The following is a 21,666-nucleotide window of genomic DNA, read 5'->3' as shown; positions in this document are numbered from 1 at the left end:
TTATATTATCCCCTCAGGCACCATAATCGCCCCCCGCGCCCTAAGGATTAAGAACTAAACGCTAAAAGCTAAGGTGTGGTGCAAATAGCGGAAAAGCTGTAGTAGGGCAGTTCCCCGCCGACGGAGCCAATGTTCAAGGCGACATGGAACTCGCGTCTACCTGCTGCGTCACTCGTCGAGCAGCTGTCGTCGGCGAAGCCCGCACCAGCGTAGTTGTGCATGGAGCCCCACTCCGTGAAAAATCCTGCACCTATGTGACGCATGTAAATATTATTACTAGACGACGGCGTAGCGCCTACTGCACCAGTACAAGGAAAAGTACTATTCATCCCCCAACCAGAACAAACCGCATTGGTTAAATCCCTTACCCTAGGCATCCGATAACCCAAACTATTACACCATGCTGTGTGAGCTGAAGGGACACCTCTTTGACCACCTCGATTGACGAACCACTGCTTTAACACAAATCCATAACGAACCTCATTACCACTTCTATCCCTACCGACCAACTCAAACGTCTGTGGCAAAGATGGCACGGTAATTCGACCTGGATTACTTGACCTTATTTGACTACTACTTGCCCTTGGACCATGCAACGTTACCCGTGCTACATTCTTGGATTTATCACTAATCCAATTATCATGTTGAAAGGTATTTCCATGCCATGGGTCTCGGTGTGAATCTGTATGCGGCCTTGTCCAACTCACCGTTGCCCTTATACTACCACTTGTGTTAACTGTCCAACTTAACTGACTTGCGTCAAGCCCACCTATATCCAAATCAAAATACAAACCATCCATACCCGTAGTAGGAAAGTTCCTGTCGTAAGATGATGGACTCGTTGACTGAACTAAAAAGCCCTTACTAGGATTCCATATGTTAGCTGGACCTGCATAGTGGGGGTTGTCGTTAGAATTAATGCCAGTTGTTCCACCAAACAACAAATTCGGCCTGACCGAACAAATACCAGTATACTCATATGGGTTGATATAATAATCCACCGCTGCACCACTGAAACTACTACTTCTTGGTACCCCATACTGCGTACTTAATGTGCCACCTGTACTTGTTAAAGTTACCTTATAAGGTGCACTACATAGACTTAATGCATCGCTGCGATTAACCCTATTACCGTTTTTATCCCTAAACGCCACCGATATACTCCCCGATGCCGTTACTCCACCTACTCCCTGTCCGTCTCCATCATCATCACCCCAATAACCCTGACTGACCAAATCATTCATCGTGATTGAACTCCTTGATGGTGGTACTATCGTCTCTATATGACTTAAGTTACTCCCCACATATGGCAACCTGATTGGATTAGTTGGTGTTGATGGGTTCGTTGACCTTGTGTATACCGTTCCATCCTGCAACTTTATTGACAATAAACGGTCTGTATTCGTTAATTTTGTCCGCCCATTATCAAACGTTAAATACGGCGCACTACCCTCTATTGCCCTTGATGTATAAGCCGTTAACGCCTCTGTATCCTGCGTATATGACAATAACAACAATGGCGCTAAGAATAATGCCGATTTACATAATAATGGTGATTTAAATAGTAACGGCGGTTTGAATAACAATGGCGGTTTTAATAACCACTTGGATATCGGCGATAATTTTGCCGAAAATATGACCGATGACGGCGTCGATTTCGCTACGCGAAATGACTTCGGTGATGAAAACAACTGTGGCGCCCTATTTTGGACACCGTGCGAATCAATAAGATTTAGGGCATAGGTTTGGCAGGCCAGATGCCAGATGCCAACCATGGTAATGCATTTTTATTCCCTTGTCAAGTAATTTATTGTTTTTTCTCGATTTTTCTGTTCGTTCGCTTTATTTTTGAGCGATTCCCTGCTTGAAAAAGCCTAAAAATTATAACTTGATGGTGCATAATCTGCCACTTTTTTTGTTAATTTATTGTAAAGATTTGTTAGGGCGTGAGGAGGGGTTGCTTTGTTTTTTGGGGGTAGTGGCATTTTTTATGGGTGCTTGAGTGGTCGTTTTTAGTCGCTGTTTTAGGTAGCGGTTTTTAATCGCGATTTTGGTAAAAAGCACCTCAAAAAAACTTCAATAAAATCAATACCTTTCCTGACCGATTTTTTGGGGTTTTTGCGTTGCTTTTTAACACAAAAACAACTCACAAAAAACACCTAAGGTTATGTTGTTGTCTTATTACGGCGTCAGAATGTGCCGACAACAGAGCGAGGTTAGCACGCCAAACAGGGATGTTTGGCGAGTTTGTGGTGCGTCGGGAACGCGTCCACAAACGGTGCGTTAAGACCGAGCGACGGCGTCGGACAAATTTGTCTGGAACAAATTTGAACATCTGAGCATAGCGAAGATGGCCTCGTAGAGGCGAGTATCAGGATGATACGAGTAATGCCGAAGGCCACATTCTGTAGCCTTGCGAGGGGTTTTTAGTGGATTTCGCAAAAAATCCCCTAAATCGGACGTGGTCACTGTAGCTATTTTGTTCACCCAAAGTTCAAACGTCCGAAACCTCTGCACTCAATCCACTCTATGTACCAACAAAAAAAGACATTATTTTGATAAAAAAATCGGTCAGGAAAGCTATTGATTTTATTAAAGTTTTTCTGATCGCTTTTTAAGCAATTTTTTAACTGAAAAACACCCCAAAAAACACAACAATTCCAACATAATTATTATTTAAAAAAGCTTGAAAACAACGTTTTCGTTCTCGATTTTTGATTAACCATTGTTGGTAAATAAATAACATGGCAACAAGCAATAAAGCAATATAAAAAACCAATGATAACTGGTTGATGATGCCAATCATAAATAGCCCAATCATCGTTAATACCTGCAATATTCCAATAATTAACTTATCGTACCGCCCAAATAAAATGGCGGTGGATTTTATGCCTATTTTGATATCGTCGTTACGATCCACCATCGCATATTCCGTGTCATAAGCAATTATCCAACAAATATTAGCCAAGCAAAGTAACCAACAAGTGAGAGGGAATTGCTCTATAATGGCTGCATATGCCATAGGAATCCCCCAACTAAAGGCAATGCCTAAAGTGACTTGCGGTAAGTGGGTATAACGCTTCATGAACGGGTAAATCATTGCTGTTAGTAAGGCTATGCATGCAATAAGCCACGATAGCTTATTTAAGGTAAGCAATAGGCAAAGAGCAATAAATAATAGGATAAATAAGGTCCATAATGCGCTTTTTTCGGTCAATGCACCCCGAGCTAGTGGGCGGTTTTTTGTGCGTTCGACGTGAGCATCGAAATGACGATCGGCATAGTCATTGACAACACACCCTGCAGCCCGCATGGTAATTACGCCTAAAATAAAAATAAGTGTGATATAGGTGTAAGGGTGGCCTGTTAGCCATATTGCCCAGAGCGTTGGCCAAAGTAGTAGTAAAGTGCCGATGGGTTTGTCTAACCGCATTAATTGTATATACGCTAACATAAAATATGTATTTGCTATTTAAAATAATAAGTGGATTATACCTTGTTACTTAAAAGCTGCAATGCGCACTATCACTATCATCAGCAAGGTTTGTTAGGAAAAGGTTTATTAACTAAAAAGCAATAAAGGAAAAGTTAAAGCATATGTAGATACTGTTGTGCAATCACCGCTAATGCTCGATAAAATGGGCTTACTTCATTTTGCTTTAATTTTTCTAAATAGGCTGATGACCAAATCAATAAGTGTTCATCAATTAATTGTTTTGCTATTTTGGGTTTGTCCTTTTCTTGCAATATGGCATAAGCTATTAGCATTAATCCAAATTGATCTTCGGGTTCGTTAATACCCGTATTCAGTATTAACCCGTGTTGCTGTAAAAATTGACGATAGCGCTCGTGCGATTCGCCCATTAATAATTGCTCCTGATCTAAATAGACCGATCCCCACGGGGGCGCAGGCATGGTACCCTGCCCTTCAAATAATAGCGAAAACTGATAATTAAGTTCTGGGTTGTTAATTTGAGTGGCGATTATTTGGCACTGTTCAGCAATGAGCACAGTATTTTGCCAGTTAGCAATATGCTCAATTTGACATAAGGTATCAATGAGCGGTTTAACCGTTTGGTGATCAGGTGGATAATAAAAAAAGGCACCTAATACTTTGGCTAAAATGGTGGATGTAAGTTTATCTAGATGCGTTGCTTGGTTATTTTTCATTAAATCGCTACCTGACTATAAATAGATCGTATTGCTGATGCATTACATCGGAATTGTCCATAAATTATAAAATGCAATGCGCCCACTGATTTCGCCAATGAAGATACCAATAAAGGCAAGAATATAAATGATCGTTGCATGGCGTTTTTGCCAAATGTTGATAGTCATTAATATTAATGCCATGATTAATAGTATGCATTCGGTCATCATCCAGCTCTGTTGTTGATGAGTGAGTTCTGGCGCGATTGTAGCCATTAAGTTGGCATAAGGCACTTTCAATAAAATAATAAATAAGCTTCCTATTACACAAGCCATATAACCCAGTTGCGGTAATCCTAATAGCGCAATAGTAACGCCACCTAAAGCAAGCATGGCGGTATACATGTGTATAGCAGTGTAATAGGTATTCCATGTTTTTACGGTCGGTAGCATATAGGTTAATACGATCGTCCAAACAAAAAATAGGCTGATAATAATTAAAAGTGTCGCCAATATTTGGTCTAAATGTGGAATTTGCTTGAAATGTAAACAAGTCTTTTTGATTATTTTTAATTTATTGGTATTCGGATGTAATGCATAATAGTTTATTAGTACCCATGCAAAGGTGATACCGAATAATACGCCAAAGGTGAAAATTTCGTTACTCATTGGTGATCGCCCAATACCAAATATCACATTTAACGCACGCAAGGGCTTACCTAGGTGAAACGAGGCTATCACCATACCTATAGCCATAAAAATTAGAGCAATTATATTGATTTTTTGGATAATAGCATTCCGATTTGAGTCACGATTAACTAAATAAAATAGCCCCCCTAACCATACCATGCCAGCGGATAACTGCCCAAATACAGTAAAAAAAACCAGTGGTAATTCATGCATGTTAAACCTCCTCAGGGTTGAGTATTTGTCCTAATGTATCGCCCGAGGCTTTCGCTTGTGAATGAGGTTTGATAACAATATTCGGTTTGGTTAGGTTTTCGTTTGGTAGCGGAGCAATATTTCGTTCACTACCATGTCGCTGGCGCAGTTTTTCAATTTCGTCAAAATCTAATGCTCTTTGTGGGCAGGATTCGACACAAACGGGTTTGAGTCCTTGCTCAACACGCTCGTAGCAACCATCACATTTTGACATAACCTTTTTTTGATGGTCAAACTGTGGCGCACCATATGGGCAACGCATTTCGCAATATCGGCAACCGATACAGACATCTTGATTAACCACAACTAGCCCATCTTGTTTGCGTTTGTGCATTGCGCCCGTTGGGCAACCTTGTACACAAGTAGGTTGTTCACAATGGTTACAGGAAATCGATAAATAATAAGTAAAGGTATCATTTTGCCAAATACCATCAACTTGTTGCCATGTCCCTCCGCCATATTCATAAACTCGGCGAAAATGGACACCTAATGCGTTGTCTTTTTCGTCCTTGCAACTAAGTTGGCAGGTTTTACATCCTGTACATTTTGAAGAATCAATATAAAATCCATATTGCATTTTTATCGCCTCATTGTTACTGGCAATGTCAATGATGCAGCCGATAATGGTTTTACGTCGACCAAATTAGTATGTTGTGGATTTGATTTAGCCAACACTGTTGGACGCAACGAAGTTAAACGATTAATACACCCGCCAATATCAACCCCTGATGCATTAGTTTTTGCCCACATACCTTGAGGTATTGCTACCACACCCGGTAATATCCGTGGTGTAACTTTGGCGGGAATATAAAGCCGTCCACGATCGTTGTAAACCTCAACTAATTGACCATGTTTAATTTGTCTTTGTTTGGCATCAAATGGGTTAATCCAAAGGCTATTGGCTACCGCTTCGCTTAGTTGTGGTAAGTTGCTATAAGTAGAATGACAATGCCCTTTGGTATGAAAACCAATAAGTTGCAATGGATATTTTTCACGTTTTGTTTTATCTTCACTGCCTTCAATGGCAGGTAAATAGGCAGGAATAGGGTGAAGAACATCGTCTGGATCGAGTTCCCATTCATTAGCGATGGTGGCTAATGCTTCTGAATAGATTTCTATTTTTCCTGATGGTGTATTTAATGGATTTTTGATAGGGTCATCTCGAAAGGCTTTTAGCCCAATTTGGGTATCGCTATCAGCTAGTTTGCGATCAATAACCCCCATACCATTAGTATTGGCAAAAGGCGGTAAATGGGGTTCGTTTTTGCGTAGTTTTTCATAACAATAAGCTATCCAATCTTCTTGCGTTCGCCCTTCGGTAAATTTGTCCTTTACGCCCATTTTTATAGACAGCTCAGTTAATACTTCATAAGCTGGGCGGTTTTCCCAAAGTGGTGTTATTGCGCGTTGCATACGAATAAGGTAGTGATAAGCACCCGATGCATAAGAGTTATTAATCAAATCGTTACTTTCAACCGAGGAAACATCGGGCAAGACTAAATCTGCATATTTTGCTGATGCGGTCATATGCGTATCCCAAACAAGAATGAACTCACATTTAGACTCATCTTGTAGAATTTGGTGAGTACGATTAAGATCAGAATGCTGATTTCCCATTACATTACCAGCGTAGTTCCAAATAAATTTGATGCCAACATCTAATTTATCTTTACCAAGTAAATAGGCATTTTTTGCTGTTAGACTTAATGGGTCATCAATCGCCTTTGTCCACAAAAAGAAAGGAATACTGGTTTTTATTGGATTGGGAATACTTAAACTTGGAACAGGATAAGTAACACTCCCCCCCCAAGTACCAATGTTAGTACCCGGTTTACCAAATTGCCCTGCGATAATTGGCAATAGCATAATTGCTCTGGCTGTGTGCTCGCCATTTTGCCAACGTTGTACACCATATCCTTGTGATATCCAAGCTGCTTTAGCGTTTACGATATCCATCGCAAGTTTACGAATTTGCGTAACTGCAATACCCGTTTTTTGAGCCGCCCATTCAGGCGTTTTTGGCGTTCGGTCATTACCTAATCCTAAAATATAGGACTTATAATCGCTAAAAGGTGGTGCACTGTCAGGTAAAGAATCAGCATTCCAACCTACACAATATTGGTTAAGCATTGCATCATCAATACGGTCTTGTTCAAGTAATGCATAAACGATTGCTGCAACAAGTGCCGCATCGGTTCCGGGAATAATTGGGATCCACTCCGCATTATATCCCACAACACTTTCATTACGCCTAGGGTCGATAATAATAACTCGTGCTTTGCTTTGCGATAATGCGTTAAATAACTCAGTAACTTGCCCACCACCAGACATGCGAGTTTCGGCAATATTCTGCCCAAACATCACGACCAAATCAGCGTGTTTTATTTGATCAATCAATGAATCTTTAGCATTACCATAAATATAAGGTCGAATAGCCGAAATCTGTCCACTGGAATAGTCACCATGATAATTAAGATAACCTCCAATGCTGTTTAAAAAACGTTTACAGGCATTGCGTCCAGAAATATTAGCGCCTGTGGTTCCTGATCCATATTGATAATAAATTGCCTCATTGCCATAGCTATTAATGGTATATTTGAGTTTATCAGCTAACAAGTTAATTGCTTCATCCCACGAAATCCGTTTAAATTTACCTTCGCCGCGCTTACCAATTCGTAACATTGGGTATTTTAAGCGTTCAGGATCGTATGTGCGCCATCGCACTGAGCGCCCACGTAAACAAGGGCGAATTTGGTGTTGACCAAAAACTGGATCATTAATACCGTCTTCTGATGATATTTTGGTGATAATATCGTTTTTGACATGGACTTTTAATGGACATCGGCTACCACAGTTAACTAAACATGCACTATAAAAAATCTGCTCTTGGTTAGTGGGGTTATTAGTAACCGTTTTGCCGTTAACATTGGTATTTGGCTCAGCATAAGCAAAAGGTAATTGCATATTGCTGGTTAAGGCGACTACACTACCAATGGTTAATGATTTTTGTAAAAAATCACGTCGACTTATTATATGGGTATCTTTTAACTGGCTCACTTAATTCCCTTATTTTTTATGTGGGATTTATTTATCATCATACCAAAAATACGATAAAAAAACTGAAAAAGTTCAAAAACTAAACAACAATACTCTTTTCTAACCAATATGATTGGTTAGAATTTATAATTCTAACTTTAGCACCTTTACCATTGCGCTTGGTCTTATGCTTCAAAGGTTGGTATAATAACTGCCATTTATTAAAATAAATAGAAAAACTATGTCGCAATCTACTTATAATGCTGTTGATATTGAAGTTTTAAAAGGGCTTGATCCTGTTCGTCATCGCCCTGGTATGTATACCGATACAGCTCGCCCAAACCATTTAGGTCAAGAAGTCATTGATAACAGTGTCGATGAAGCCATTGCAGGTCATGCTCGCCAAATCAAAGTAACGCTTTATGAAGATAATTCGCTTGAAGTAATTGACGATGGACGTGGCATGCCTGTTGATATTCACCCAGAAGAAGGTGTACCTGCAATTGAGTTATTGCTTTGTCGCTTACATGCTGGGGGGAAGTTTTCAAACAAGAATTATCAGTTTTCTGGCGGTTTACATGGTGTTGGTATTTCAGTAGTAAATGCATTATCAAAACGCGTTGAAGTCACTGTTCACCGTGATGGACAAGTGTATGAAATGGCCTTTGAAAATGGCAATAAAGTTGAAGATTTACACATCACAGGGACATGTGGGCGTCGTAATACGGGCACAAAAGTGCATTTTTGGCCAGACGAAAAATATTTTGATTCACCACGATTTTCAGTACCACGCTTGTCGCATCTACTTAAAGCCAAGGCAGTTCTTTGCCCTGGTCTTGAAATTACTTTTAAAGATAAAATTAACAATACCGAGCAACGCTGGTGCTATCAAGATGGGTTAAAGGACTATTTGATGGAGTCGGTAAGTGGTTATGCACTTTTACCTGAAACCCCATTTACTGGTAACCACATTGGCGAAACAGAAGCCGTAGAATGGGCGTTGCTTTGGATGCCAGAAGGTGGCGAACTATTAACTGAAAGTTACGTTAATTTAATCCCAACCGTTCAAGGTGGTACGCATGTCAATGGTTTACGCCAAGGGTTGTTAGACGCCATGCGTGAGTTTTGTGAGTTTCGTAATTTATTACCACGAGGCTTGAAATTAACCGCTGATGATATTTGGGAACGTTGTGCTTACGTTATTTCAGTTAAAATGCAAGAGCCTCAATTTGCGGGGCAAACTAAAGAGCGTTTATCATCACGCCAATGTGCGGCCTTTGTGTCGGCAATTGTCAAAGACGCTTTTAGCCTTTGGTTAAATCAACATGTTCAATTAGCCGAACTACTGGCCGAAATGGTGATTTCAAGCGCGCAAAAACGTTTAAAAGCCTCTAAAAAGGTTATTCGTAAAAAGCTGACTAGTGGTCCTGCACTACCCGGGAAACTGGCTGATTGCTCATCGCAAGATTTAAGTCGTACTGAACTATTTTTAGTGGAAGGGGACTCGGCAGGCGGTTCAGCTAAACAGGCCCGAGATCGTGAGTTTCAAGCAATTATGCCACTTAAAGGTAAGATTTTAAATACTTGGGAAGTCTCATCTGACGAGGTGCTGGGTTCACAAGAGATTCATGATATTTCAGTTGCTATTGGTATCGATCCCGATAGTGATGATTTAAGCCAATTACGCTATGGTAAGATCTGTATCTTAGCCGATGCCGATTCTGATGGGCTACATATTGCTACATTACTTTGTGCGTTATTTGTTCGCCACTTTCGTGCAATGGTTGAACATGGACATGTGTTTGTTGCAATGCCCCCACTTTACCGTATCGATTTAGGAAAAGAAGTCCATTACGCTCTAGATGAAGAAGAAAAAGAAGGCATTTTAGAACAGCTAAAACGCAAAAAAGGCAAACCAAACGTACAACGTTTTAAAGGTCTTGGTGAAATGAATCCGCTACAGCTTCGCGAAACAACAATGGATCCCAACACACGCCGTTTAGTGCAACTATCTCTTGATGATGTCGAACAAACGATGGCACTGATGGATATGCTACTTGCTAAAAAACGCTCAGAAGATCGCCGTGAATGGCTACAAGAAAAAGGCGATCAAGTTGAACTTGATGTCTAATAAACAGAATGATTTAGAGGAACAATAATGAGTGAGATAACTCATGACGGAGTAGAAACCCAGTCACTACGCACCTTCACTGAAAGTGCCTATTTAAACTACTCAATGTATGTCATTATGGATCGTGCGCTACCCTTTATTGGAGATGGTTTAAAGCCTGTGCAACGGCGCATTGTTTATGCCATGTCAGAATTAGGGCTTAATGCGCAAGCTAAATTCAAAAAATCAGCCCGTACCGTGGGTGATGTGCTTGGTAAATATCATCCTCATGGTGATAGTGCCTGTTACGAAGCTATGGTACTGATGGCTCAGCCGTTTTCTTATCGTTACCCTTTAGTTGATGGTCAAGGTAACTGGGGGGCACCTGATGATCCTAAATCATTTGCGGCTATGCGTTACACTGAATCACGCTTATCAAAATATGCTGAGCTATTATTAGGTGAACTAGGTCAAGGAACGGTTGATTATACACCAAACTTTGATGGTACCTTACAAGAACCTAAAATGTTACCAGCCAGATTACCAAATATTTTATTAAATGGCACAACAGGGATTGCGGTTGGTATGGCAACTGATATTCCACCTCATAACATTCGTGAAGTAGCAAATGCGGTGATGATGTTGGCTGATAATCCGAATGCGACACTCAGCGAAGTGATGGCTCACATACAAGGGCCTGATTTCCCAACTGAGGCCGAAATTATCACGCCACGTGACGATATCGAAAAGATCTACAAAACAGGACGTGGGTCAATTCGTATGCGTGCGGTGTGGAAAAAAGAAGACGGTGATATTGTTATTACCGATCTGCCACATCAAGTTTCAGGCGCCAAAATTTTAGAGCAAATCGCTTCGCAAATGCGAGCTAAAAAGCTTCCATTAATTGAAGATTTGCGTGATGAGTCTGATCACGAAAATCCAACTCGCTTGGTCATAGTACCCCGTTCTAATCGTGTTGATCTAGAACAAGTAATGAATCATCTATTTGCCACAACCGATCTTGAAAAGAGCTACCGAGTTAATATGAACATGATTGGACTAGATAATCGTCCATCAGTAAAAGGTTTGGTCGATATTTTGACTGAATGGCTAGAATATCGTAAAAACACTGTTACTCGCCGCTTAAATTATCGATTAGATAAAATATTAAAACGATTGCATATCCTTGATGGTTTATTGATTGCGTTTTTAAACATCGATGAAGTCATCGATATTATTCGCAACGAAGATGAGCCTAAGCAAGAGTTAATGAGCCGTTTTGCATTAACTGATATTCAAGCCGAAGCAATTTTAGAATTAAAACTTCGTCATTTAGCCAAACTTGAAGAAGTTCGCATCAAAGGAGAACAAAGTGAGCTAGCTAAAGAGCGTGATCACTTGCAAGCTTTATTAGCTTCACCTAAAAAACTGAGTAATTTAATTAAAAAAGAGCTAAAAGAAGATGCTGAAAAATATGGTGATGACCGCCGTTCACCAATTGTTGAGCGTAGCGAAGCCAAAGCGATCAGTGAACAAGAATTAACGCCATCAGAACCGGTTACTGTGATTCTATCAGAAATGGGCTGGGTCAGAACAGCTAAAGGTCATGATATTGATCCGGTTGGTTTAAGTTATAAAGCGGGTGATAGTTTTAAAGCAGCAGCTAAAGGAAAAAGCAATCAACCCGTTATTTTTATCGATTCAACCGGTCGTAGCTATGCCATAGATCCCAACACCTTACCTTCAGCACGAAGCCAAGGTGAACCATTAACGGGTAAACTAGCCCTACCTGCTGGTGCAACAGTTGAGCATGTTTTGATGTCGCAAAACGATAATCAAAAATTTTTACTGGCATCAACGGCAGGCTATGGTTTTATTTGTCAGTTCAGCGATTTAGTCGCTCGCAATCGCAACGGTAAAGCTATTATCAATTTACCTAAAGATTCCAGCATTCTTGCACCAATTGAGATTCCTTCTGAAAATAGCTTGTTGTTATCGATTACTAAAGCAGGACGAATGCTTATTTTCCCTGTAAAAGATTTACCTGAACTTGCTAAAGGGAAAGGAAATAAAATTGTGTCGCTATCTGGCGCAGACGATAGCCTTTCTTATATGATGTTCATTACACCAGAAACATCAGTAACATTATATGTTGGTAAACGCAAACTTACGTTGCATCCTGATGATTTACAAAAATTTAAAGCAGAACGAGCACGAAAAGGAACCGCATTACCACGAGGTTTGCAAAAGATAGATCAAATTGAGGTAAACGAATAATATGTCTTTTATTTGGGCAATCATTATAGGGGTTGTTTTAAGCATTGTATTAAAAACAGGGTGGGGGTTTTTCCTTGGGCTTTTTATTGGACCAATGCTTTACCGCAAACTTTGCAGCACGTTGACCGAACAAAGAACACAAGCAAACCCAACCCTTTATTTAACGGTTGTGTTTGAAGTGCTTGGTCATTTAAGCAAAGCCAAAGGCGTGGTAACACAAGATGATATTAATCTTGCCAGTCAATTTATGGACAGACTACAACTTGATAGTAGCAGTCGCAAACTAGCTCAAGAGTCATTTAATCGTGGTAAAGCAAGTGACTATCCTTTGCGATCGCGTTTAGCTGAACTATACTCACAATATCGTTACCGACGTAATGTTTTAAATATTTTTTGTGAACAACTGATCCAAGCTGCATTAATTGACGGTATTTTGGATGACAAAGAACAACAAATTCTTTTCATTGTTGCTGACGAATTTCATATTCCACGTCAACAAATGGCAATATATATCCAAATGATGATGGGAAGTTACCATTTTCGTCAAAATAGCTATAGAGGCCAACAAGATCAGCAAGGTCAATATCAACACAATAATCGCTATGGTGGTTATCAAGGCCGTTCAGCGCAATCCGATCTACAAAATGCTTACAAAATTTTAGGCGTTGAGTCGACAGCTGAAATATCAGAAATTAAAAGAGCTTATCGAAAATTGATGAACGAACATCACCCCGACAAATTAGTCTCTAAAGGCTTACCTAAAGAGATGCTTGAAGCTGCCAAAAAACGAGCGCAAGAAATTCAAGCTGCTTATGACCTTATCAAAGCATCGCGTGGATTTAAGTAGAGACTATTATTATGATGCATTGGCGCTCCATTATTCGAATCATTGGATTATTAATTGCCCTACTATCGATATTCATGCTATTACCGGCACTAGTGGCATTAATCTATCGTGATGGCGCTGGTGCAATCTTTGTGCGCTCATTTTTTGCAGCACTGATTTTAGGATGTTTATTATGGTTGCCTAATCGCCATCATCGCCACGAACTAAATAGCCGTGAAGGTTTTCTTATCGTTGTGCTATTTTGGGTTGTGTTAGGTACAATCGGCGCTTTTCCTTTTATCTTTGATACGCATATCAATCTAAATTTAACCAACGCATTTTTTGAATCATTTTCAAGTTTAACTACCACCGGCGCTACCACTATTGTTAAATTAGATCATCTACCTAAAGCGTTACTTTTTTACCGTCAGTTATTGCAATGGCTTGGTGGTATGGGGATTATCGTGCTTGCTGTTGCCATCTTACCTTTATTGGGCGTTGGGGGAATGCAACTTTATCGAGCCGAAATTCCTGGTCCACAAAAAGACAGCAAAATGCGCCCTCGTATTGCCGAAACAGCAAAAACACTTTGGTCAATTTATATTTTGCTTACTACGCTTTGTGCGATCTGTTTATGGTTTGCGGGTATGAATGTTTTTGATGCCATTTCACATAGCTTTTCAACCATTTCAATGGGTGGTTTTTCAACGCACGATGATAACCTTGCTTATTTCAATAGCGCTACCATTAATTATATTATCACCCTCTTTTTAATCTTATCAGGTTGTAATTTTGCACTACATTTTGCCGCATTAAGCGGGTTTTCAATTAAAGTTTACTGGCGGGATCAAGAGTTTAGAACCTTTATTTTTATTTTAGCGATTTTAATTGCCATCTGTGCATTTGGCATTTATGTTTATCAACCAGAACGAAAATTAAGTATAGATAAAATAGTATTGCAAGTTGTATCGATAACAGCAACAGTCGGATTTACCGTCGATGATATCAACACATGGCCGTCATCATTACCTATATTCTTATTATGTGCATCATTTATTGGTGGTTGCGCAGGCTCTACAGGTGGCGGATTAAAAGTGGTTCGTGTGTTAATTTTGTTTATGCAAGGCTCGCGTGAATTAAAACGCCTTATTCACCCTAACGCAATTTATACCTTAAAATTAAATAATCGTGTTGTTCCTGAACGTATTATTGAGGCTGTTTGGGGATTTTTTTCGGCCTATACATTAGTCTTTTTAGCCAGCTTGTTTATTATTATGGCAACAGGTATTGATGCTACTGATTCTTTCTACATTGTTGCTTCATCACTTAATAATTTAGGTGTAGGGCTTGGTAATGTAAGCGACACTTTTGCTAGCGTAAGTGATGTTGTTAAATGGGTAATGGTTGTTGATATGTTATTTGGGCGCTTAGAAATATTTACCTTACTGGTTTTATTTACGCCTACTTTTTGGCGAAGTTAATTTTAAAAATGCATACCTTCCCTGAAGATTTTTGACAAAATAGGGAATTTTTATAAATATTTTATTGATTATTTAGTAAATTACAGACAGAATTACAGTGCAGCATGTGCTGTATTTATTAGAGGTAATCACCTGACATATGGAATGGATCATGGATCCTACAATCTGGATTGGCTTATCCACTCTGGTTGTACTTGAAATCGTCCTTGGTATTGATAACATTGTTTTTATTGCCATCCTTGCCGAGAAACTTCCACCCCATCAACGAGATAAAGCCCGCGTTACTGGTCTTGCCTTTGCATTAATTACACGAATATTGTTATTAATGTTTACAGGTTGGTTAGTTACGCTCACAACCCCATTATTTTCGATATCCGGAATTAGCTTTAATGCGCGCCAACTGATTATGTTAATCGGTGGAGTATTTTTACTATTTAAAGCAACAATGGAGCTCAACGAACGTCTTGAAGGGTCATCACACGAAGACGGTAAACCGAAAAAAACCTCACACTTTTGGACTGTTGTAGCACAGATAGTCGTACTTGATGCGGTCTTTTCGTTAGACTCAGTCATTACAGCGGTTGGAATGGTTGAACATATTCCCGTCATGATTATTGCGGTGTGTATTGCTATTGCTATTATGATGGTTGCAAGTAAACCACTTGCCTATTTTGTCAATGCTCACCCAACCATTGTTATTCTTTGTTTAAGCTTTTTATTGATGATTGGCTTTAGTCTGGTTGCCGAAGGTTTTGGTTTTATGATTCCAAAAGGCTATCTATATGCGGCGATTGGCTTCTCTATTATGATTGAGTTTTTCAATCAATTAGCTATTTTTAACCGTCGAAAAGCATTAAATAAAAAACCATTACGAGAACGCACTGCCGAAGCAATCTTACACCTACTGAAAGGCGATGCCGAAGAAGACCCAGATATTAACGCTGTGGATGTAGCTTCTGATACCAACAAAAAAGAACCTGTGTTTAATCATCAAGAATTAAGTATGGTTGAACGAGTCCTTGGTCTTGCGCAACGCTCAGTCAGTAGCATAATGACATCAAGACTCAATGTGGATATGATCAATATTAATGATGAGCGTGACATTATTATCAAAGAAATTTTCGAAAATCCACACTCACGTTTAGTCGTTACCGATAATGCCTCAATCGATGAACCACTAGGTATTATCCAAGTTAATGATCTATTAAAAGATATACTACAAAATAAAGAACCTATTGATATTCACTCGCTTATCAAACAACCGCTGATCTTTCCTGAAACGGTATCGTTACTGGTTGCATTAGATCAATTTAAACAAGCCAAAACTCATTTTGCTTTTGTAGTTGACGAATTTGGCTCAATGCAAGGGGTTGTTTCGGTAACAGACATTATCGAAACCATTGCGGGTGATTTTCCAACTGAAGAAGAGGAAATTGACGCTAAACACGATATTCAATGCCTAGACGATAACACTTGGATTGCTAATGGCTATATTCCAGTTGAAGAACTCGTCAGATTTGTGCCAATTCCTATCGATGATAAACGTGAATATCATACGCTTGCAGGACTATTAATGGAAAAAGCACAACATCTTCTTAATGTTGGCGAAAAAATCGAGATTGATGGTTATTTATTTGAAATCGCCGAAGTAGAAAGTCATCGCATCCTGAAAGTAAAAATTACATTAAATAAAACTGATTCAGTATCGTCTTAGTTTTAAGGCTAGTGCATGACATCGAGTAGAATAACGCTTGACCAAAATAAATAACTGACAATAATAAAGCGGTAAAATTTTTATTTATAAAAAAGGTGTGAAGTAATGGCTTCTCATCTTTTTTACTTTTTAGGAAAAATAGATAACACGCTTTATAAACTTTCACTCATATTTATTAATAACAATTGGGCTTTAACTTATGAATTCTATATTCGAAAAAATATTTCAATTGAAAGAAAAGAAAACCACAGTCGGTACTGAAATTATCGCTGGTTGCACCACCTTCCTAACAATGGTTTATATCATCTTTGTAAACCCTTCAATTTTATCAGCAACCGGCATGGATAAATCTGCGGTGTTTGTACTAACTTGTATAATTACTGCTTTTTCCACAATTTTAATGGGCTTATTTGCTAACTTACCTATAGCACTCGCTCCTGCTATGGGACTTAATGTCTTTTTTGCCTATGGAATATGTGGTGCAATGGGCTACTCTTGGCAAGTGGGTATGGGTGCCATATTTTGGGGTTCATTAATCTTTTTTGCGTTGTCACTATTTAAAGTTCGTCACTGGTTAATTGAACATATTCCACAATGCTTACGTGTAGGTATAAGTGCAGGTATTGGATTATTTATTGCTTTTATGGGCTTTCAAAACATGGGCATTGTCGTTGCATCACCCGCAACATTACTGACCATGGGCAATATTTTATCGCTTAAAGTCTTGTTAAGTTCGCTTGGTTTTTTCATTATTGTTATTTTAGCCGCTCGCAACTTTCACGCTGCCGTATTAATTTCGATTTTGGTGGTAACACTGCTTGCATTATGGCTTGATCCAAATATCAGTTACCAAGGTCTTATATCTATGCCACCTAGTGTGACTAGCGTTGTTGGCCATGTTGATTTGGCTGGTTCACTAAATATTGGTATTATGGGTGTAATATTTTCGATAATGATTGTCAGTTTATTCGATTCTTCAGGCACCATCTTAGCGCTAACAGACAAAGCAGGAATTAGTGATGAAAAAGGCCGATTCCCTAAAATGCGCCAAGCACTCTTAATCGACAGTTTTAGCTCTTCTTTAGGTGGATTATTTGGGACATCATCAGTATTAACTTATATCGAAAGTTCAGCGGGTATTTCAGTCGGTGGACGCACAGGATTAACTGCGGTTGTTGTCGGTATATTATTTTTAATAGTGACATTTTTATCACCACTAGCCCATTTAGTCCCTACCTATGCAACATCAGGCGCACTTATTTTTGTTGGCATTTTAATGGTGTCAAGCTTAGTGAAAGTTAACTGGTCTGATTTAACCGAAGCAACACCAGCTTTTATTACTGCAATCATGATGCCGTTTGCTTTTGCCATCACTGAAGGTGTTGCACTTGGTTTTATCTCCTATGTCGTACTAAAAACCTTTACGGGTAAATTTAAAGATCTAAATCTTTGTGTGATTATTTTTGCACTACTTTTTGCTTTGAAATTTATCTTTATTGATCATCATTAATAAGTAATTCCCCCACCCACAATTAGGTGGGGGAAAGACAAAATAGGTTAAAACAGCCAATAAAAATACCGATTTCTCAAACCTCACGGCTAAAAATATCGACCAATACTCCCATTAAAATAGAATCATTATTTAGTAATAATTAAACTCAAAATCAAGCGCTTAATGTTCGTAAAAACTTGACATTGTCTTCCTTGGGGTCTAGAATCTTGCGACCCAAAACTTATATAAAATAGGTTTTGGTCTACAGTTATTAATTACGTATCTAAAAAGCAATTTTAAATTTATTTTAATTAATCAGGAGCTTATTAATGGCAACAATTAATCAGCTGGTACGCAAACCAAGAGCACTAAAGGAAGCGAAAAGCAACGTTCCTGCGCTTGAAGCATGCCCGCAAAAACGCGGTGTTTGTACTCGTGTTTACACAACTACACCGAAAAAACCAAACTCAGCATTACGTAAAGTATGTCGTGTACGCTTAACTAACGGTTTTGAAGTAACGTCTTACATTGGTGGTGAAGGTCATAACCTACAAGAGCATAGCGTAATTTTAATTCGTGGTGGTCGTGTTAAAGACTTACCAGGTGTGCGTTATCACACTGTTCGCGGTGCATTAGACTGTGCAGGTGTTAAAGACCGTAAACAAAGCCGTTCTAAATACGGTGTAAAACGACCTAAAGCTTAATGGAACTCCGTTAAGTAAGGCCAAACTATATCATTCCATTTAACTCATTTGAGTTTTGGGTAAACCTGAAAAATTTATAACATATAAACGGAGTATTCCAATGCCACGTCGTCATGTTGTCGGTCAAAGAAAAATTCTTCCTGATCCGAAGTTCGGTTCAGAGTTACTGGCGAAATTTGTAAATATTTTAATGATAGATGGTAAAAAATCTATCGCAGAATCAATCGTATATTCAGCTCTTGATAAATTAGCTGAGCGTAGTGGAAAAGACCACTTAGCAGCTTTCGAAGTTGCACTAGATAACGTAAGACCAACTGTAGAAGTTAAGTCTCGTCGCGTTGGTGGTTCTACATACCAAGTTCCTGTTGAAGTGCGTCCAGTTCGTCGTAATGCACTTGCAATGCGTTGGATTGTGGATGCAGCTCGTAAACGTGGCGATAAATCAATGGCTTTACGCCTAGCGAATGAACTTATGGATGCTTTTGAAAACAAAGGTACCGCTGTGAAAAAACGCGAAGATGTTCATCGTATGGCTGAAGCTAATAGAGCGTTTGCACACTATCGTTGGTAATTTCGCACTTATATAAGTGACTTGAATTAAGACTGAAAGCCCTTATCTGCTTTCAGTCAACCTAAATGATATATTGTTAAGCAAACGATTCTAAACAGAGGATTAATATGGCTCGTACAACCCCTATAGCACGCTACCGTAACATCGGTATTAGTGCGCACATTGACGCAGGTAAAACAACAACGACTGAACGTATTTTGTTTTATACTGGTGTTAGTCATAAAATTGGTGAAGTTCATGATGGCGCAGCAACCATGGACTGGATGGAACAAGAACAAGAACGTGGTATTACTATCACGTCTGCGGCAACAACAGCATTCTGGTCTGGTATGGGTCAACAATTTGAACCACACCGTATCAACATCATCGACACCCCGGGACACGTTGACTTCACAATCGAAGTTGAACGTTCTATGCGTGTTTTAGATGGTGCTGTGATGGTTTATTGTGCGGTTGGTGGTGTTCAACCACAATCAGAAACAGTATGGCGTCAAGCAAACAAATATAAAGTTCCACGTATTGCATTTGTCAACAAAATGGACCGTATGGGTGCTAACTTCCTACGCGTTGTTGATCAAATCAAAACGCGTTTAGCAGCAGTTCCTGTGCCTTTAGTTTTACCAATCGGTGCTGAAGAAGGATTTACTGGTGTTGTTGATTTACTTAAACGTAAAGCAATTAACTGGAACGACGCTGATCAAGGTGTAACTTTCACTTATGAAGATGTACCAGCTGATATGGCTGAACAAGTTGAAGAATGGCGTTCATACCTAATCGAAGCTGCTGCTGAAGCAAGTGAAGAGTTGATGGAAAAATACCTTGGTGGTGAAGAATTAACTGAAGAAGAAGTTAAAGCAGCGTTACGTGAACGCGTACTTGCTAATGAAATCATCCTAGTAACTTGTGGTAGTGCCTTTAAAAATAAAGGTGTTCAATTCATGCTTGATGCAGTTGTTGAGTACTTACCTGCACCAACTGACGTACCAGCAATCAAAGGTGAACTACCAAATGGTGAAGCGGCTGAGCGTCACTCAAGTGATGACGAACCATTCTCATCATTAGCGTTCAAAATCGCAACTGACCCATTTGTGGGTAACTTAACCTTCTTCCGTGTTTACTCAGGTGTGGTTAATTCTGGAGATACCGTTCTTAACTCTGTTAAAGATAAAAAAGAGCGTTTTGGTCGTATCGTTCAGATGCACGCTAACAAACGTGAAGAAATCAAAGAAGTTCGCGCTGGTGACATCGCTGCTGCAATCGGTCTTAAAGATGTTACAACAGGTGATACACTTTGTGCTGAAAGCGCACCAATCATTCTTGAAAGAATGGAATTCCCAGAGCCGGTAATTTCGGTTGCTGTTGAACCAAAAACCAAAGCTGACCAAGAAAAAATGGGGCTTGCTTTAGGTCGACTAGCACAAGAAGACCCTTCATTCCGTGTTCACACTGATGAAGAATCTGGTCAAACTATCATTTCTGGTATGGGTGAGCTTCACTTAGAAATCATCGTTGACCGTATGAAACGTGAATTTAAAGTGGAAGCAAATGTTGGTAAACCACAAGTTGCTTACCGTGAAACAATTCGCAATGAAGTAGAACAAGAAGGTAAATTTGTTCGTCAGTCTGGTGGTCGTGGTCAATACGGTCATGTATGGTTAAAAATCAAACCATTGGAAGCGGGTGGCGAAGGCTACAAATTCAACAACGAAATCGTTGGTGGTGTGGTTCCTAAAGAATACATCCCTGCGGTTGACAAAGGCTGTCAAGAACAAATGAAAAACGGTGTTCTTGCTGGTTACCCAATTGTTGATGTTGAAGTTACTATCTTTGATGGTTCTTACCATGATGTTGACTCATCAGAAATGGCATTTAAAATTGCCGGTTCAATGGCATTTAAAGACGGCTTCATGAAAGCTAAACCTGTGCTTTTAGAACCGATTATGAAAGTAGAAGTTGAAACTCCAGAAGATTATATGGGTGACGTAATCGGTGACTTAAACCGTCGTCGTGGTATGATCGAAGGTATGGAAGATACTGCAACTGGTAAAACAGTAAAAGCACAAGTTCCACTTTCAGAAATGTTTGGTTATGCGACAGACCTTCGTTCACAAACACAAGGTCGTGCTTCTTACTCTATGGAGTTCTTGAAGTACAATGAAGCGCCAACAAATATTGCAACCGCAATTATTGAAGCTCGTAAAGCGAAATAATTTTTATCTAAATAAAGTAACGCTTCCCTTAGCAACATAAGGGAAGTGATTTAATAAAGGAACATTAAGATGTCTAAAGAAAAATTTGAACGTACAAAACCCCACGTTAACGTTGGTACAATCGGCCACGTTGACCATGGTAAAACAACTTTAA

At 39.4% G+C, this 21,666-nt stretch carries 16 protein-coding genes; 10 read left to right on the top strand and 6 right to left on the bottom strand.

Annotation, left to right across the window (positions count from 1 at the left end; translation table 11 throughout):
- Nucleotides 1-68: 68 nt before the first annotated feature.
- The 6 genes from GQ596_RS10280 to GQ596_RS10255 form a co-directional block, all read right to left on the bottom strand.
- Complete coding sequence (locus GQ596_RS10280; RefSeq protein WP_160401639.1) at nt 69-1,775, bottom strand: hypothetical protein; 1,707 nt, start codon at nt 1,773-1,775, stop codon at nt 69-71.
- An 851-nt stretch (nt 1,776-2,626) separates the two neighbouring features.
- Nucleotides 2,627-3,454 carry a 4-hydroxybenzoate octaprenyltransferase gene (gene ubiA / locus GQ596_RS10275; RefSeq protein WP_160401638.1) on the bottom strand — a complete coding sequence of 276 codons (828 nt, stop codon included), beginning with the start codon at nt 3,452-3,454 and terminating at the stop codon, nt 2,627-2,629.
- A 134-nt stretch (nt 3,455-3,588) separates the two neighbouring features.
- Nucleotides 3,589-4,170, bottom strand: a complete 582-nt coding sequence (locus tag GQ596_RS10270; protein WP_160401637.1) for a molecular chaperone — start codon at nt 4,168-4,170, stop codon at nt 3,589-3,591.
- Nucleotides 4,171-4,212: 42 nt separating this feature from the next.
- Nucleotides 4,213-5,052 (bottom strand): DmsC/YnfH family molybdoenzyme membrane anchor subunit, encoded by an 840-nt coding sequence (locus GQ596_RS10265; RefSeq protein WP_160401636.1) that lies wholly within the window; start codon nt 5,050-5,052, stop codon nt 4,213-4,215.
- A 1-nt stretch (nt 5,053) separates the two neighbouring features.
- Nucleotides 5,054-5,668, bottom strand: a complete 615-nt coding sequence (locus tag GQ596_RS10260) for a DMSO/selenate family reductase complex B subunit (protein ID WP_160401635.1) — start codon at nt 5,666-5,668, stop codon at nt 5,054-5,056.
- 2 nt (nt 5,669-5,670) lie between these two features.
- Nucleotides 5,671-8,148 (bottom strand): DMSO/selenate family reductase complex A subunit, encoded by a 2,478-nt coding sequence (locus GQ596_RS10255; RefSeq protein WP_160401634.1) that lies wholly within the window; start codon nt 8,146-8,148, stop codon nt 5,671-5,673.
- A gap of 220 nt (nt 8,149-8,368) precedes the next feature.
- On the opposite strand from GQ596_RS10255, the gene parE reads away from it, so the two are divergent.
- The 10 genes from parE to GQ596_RS10205 form a co-directional block, all read left to right on the top strand.
- The gene (gene parE / locus GQ596_RS10250) at nt 8,369-10,258 is read left to right on the top strand and encodes a DNA topoisomerase IV subunit B (protein ID WP_160401633.1); all 1,890 of its coding nucleotides are present in this window, start codon (nt 8,369-8,371) and stop codon (nt 10,256-10,258) included.
- Nucleotides 10,259-10,285: 27 nt separating this feature from the next.
- Nucleotides 10,286-12,514: a DNA topoisomerase IV subunit A gene (gene parC / locus GQ596_RS10245; RefSeq protein ID WP_160401632.1), complete on the top strand. Its 2,229-nt coding sequence runs from the start codon at nt 10,286-10,288 to the stop codon at nt 12,512-12,514.
- A 1-nt stretch (nt 12,515) separates the two neighbouring features.
- Complete coding sequence (gene djlA, locus GQ596_RS10240) at nt 12,516-13,361, top strand: co-chaperone DjlA (RefSeq protein ID WP_160401631.1); 846 nt, start codon at nt 12,516-12,518, stop codon at nt 13,359-13,361.
- A gap of 14 nt (nt 13,362-13,375) precedes the next feature.
- Nucleotides 13,376-14,821: a TrkH family potassium uptake protein gene (locus tag GQ596_RS10235; protein WP_160401640.1), complete on the top strand. Its 1,446-nt coding sequence runs from the start codon at nt 13,376-13,378 to the stop codon at nt 14,819-14,821.
- 139 nt (nt 14,822-14,960) lie between these two features.
- Nucleotides 14,961-16,535 carry a TerC family protein gene (locus GQ596_RS10230; RefSeq protein WP_160401630.1) on the top strand — a complete coding sequence of 525 codons (1,575 nt, stop codon included), beginning with the start codon at nt 14,961-14,963 and terminating at the stop codon, nt 16,533-16,535.
- A gap of 199 nt (nt 16,536-16,734) precedes the next feature.
- Complete coding sequence (locus tag GQ596_RS10225) at nt 16,735-18,045, top strand: NCS2 family permease (protein WP_160401629.1); 1,311 nt, start codon at nt 16,735-16,737, stop codon at nt 18,043-18,045.
- 311 nt (nt 18,046-18,356) lie between these two features.
- Nucleotides 18,357-18,731, top strand: a complete 375-nt coding sequence (rpsL, locus tag GQ596_RS10220; RefSeq protein WP_034883792.1) for a 30S ribosomal protein S12 — start codon at nt 18,357-18,359, stop codon at nt 18,729-18,731.
- A gap of 100 nt (nt 18,732-18,831) precedes the next feature.
- Nucleotides 18,832-19,302 carry a 30S ribosomal protein S7 gene (gene rpsG / locus GQ596_RS10215; RefSeq protein ID WP_034915550.1) on the top strand — a complete coding sequence of 157 codons (471 nt, stop codon included), beginning with the start codon at nt 18,832-18,834 and terminating at the stop codon, nt 19,300-19,302.
- Nucleotides 19,303-19,409: 107 nt separating this feature from the next.
- Complete coding sequence (gene fusA / locus GQ596_RS10210) at nt 19,410-21,512, top strand: elongation factor G (RefSeq protein WP_160401628.1); 2,103 nt, start codon at nt 19,410-19,412, stop codon at nt 21,510-21,512.
- Between the two features lie 69 nt (nt 21,513-21,581).
- The coding region (locus GQ596_RS10205) for a GTP-binding protein (protein WP_010312103.1) at nt 21,582-21,666 on the top strand (85 nt) is incomplete at its 3' end.

The sequence above is a fragment of the Gilliamella sp. Pra-s60 genome (genome assembly GCF_009795755.1).
GTDB lineage: Bacteria > Pseudomonadota > Gammaproteobacteria > Enterobacterales > Orbaceae > Gilliamella.
The sequence above is the reverse complement of the archived record's forward strand: the minus strand, read 5'-3'. Positions and strand labels throughout refer to the sequence as shown.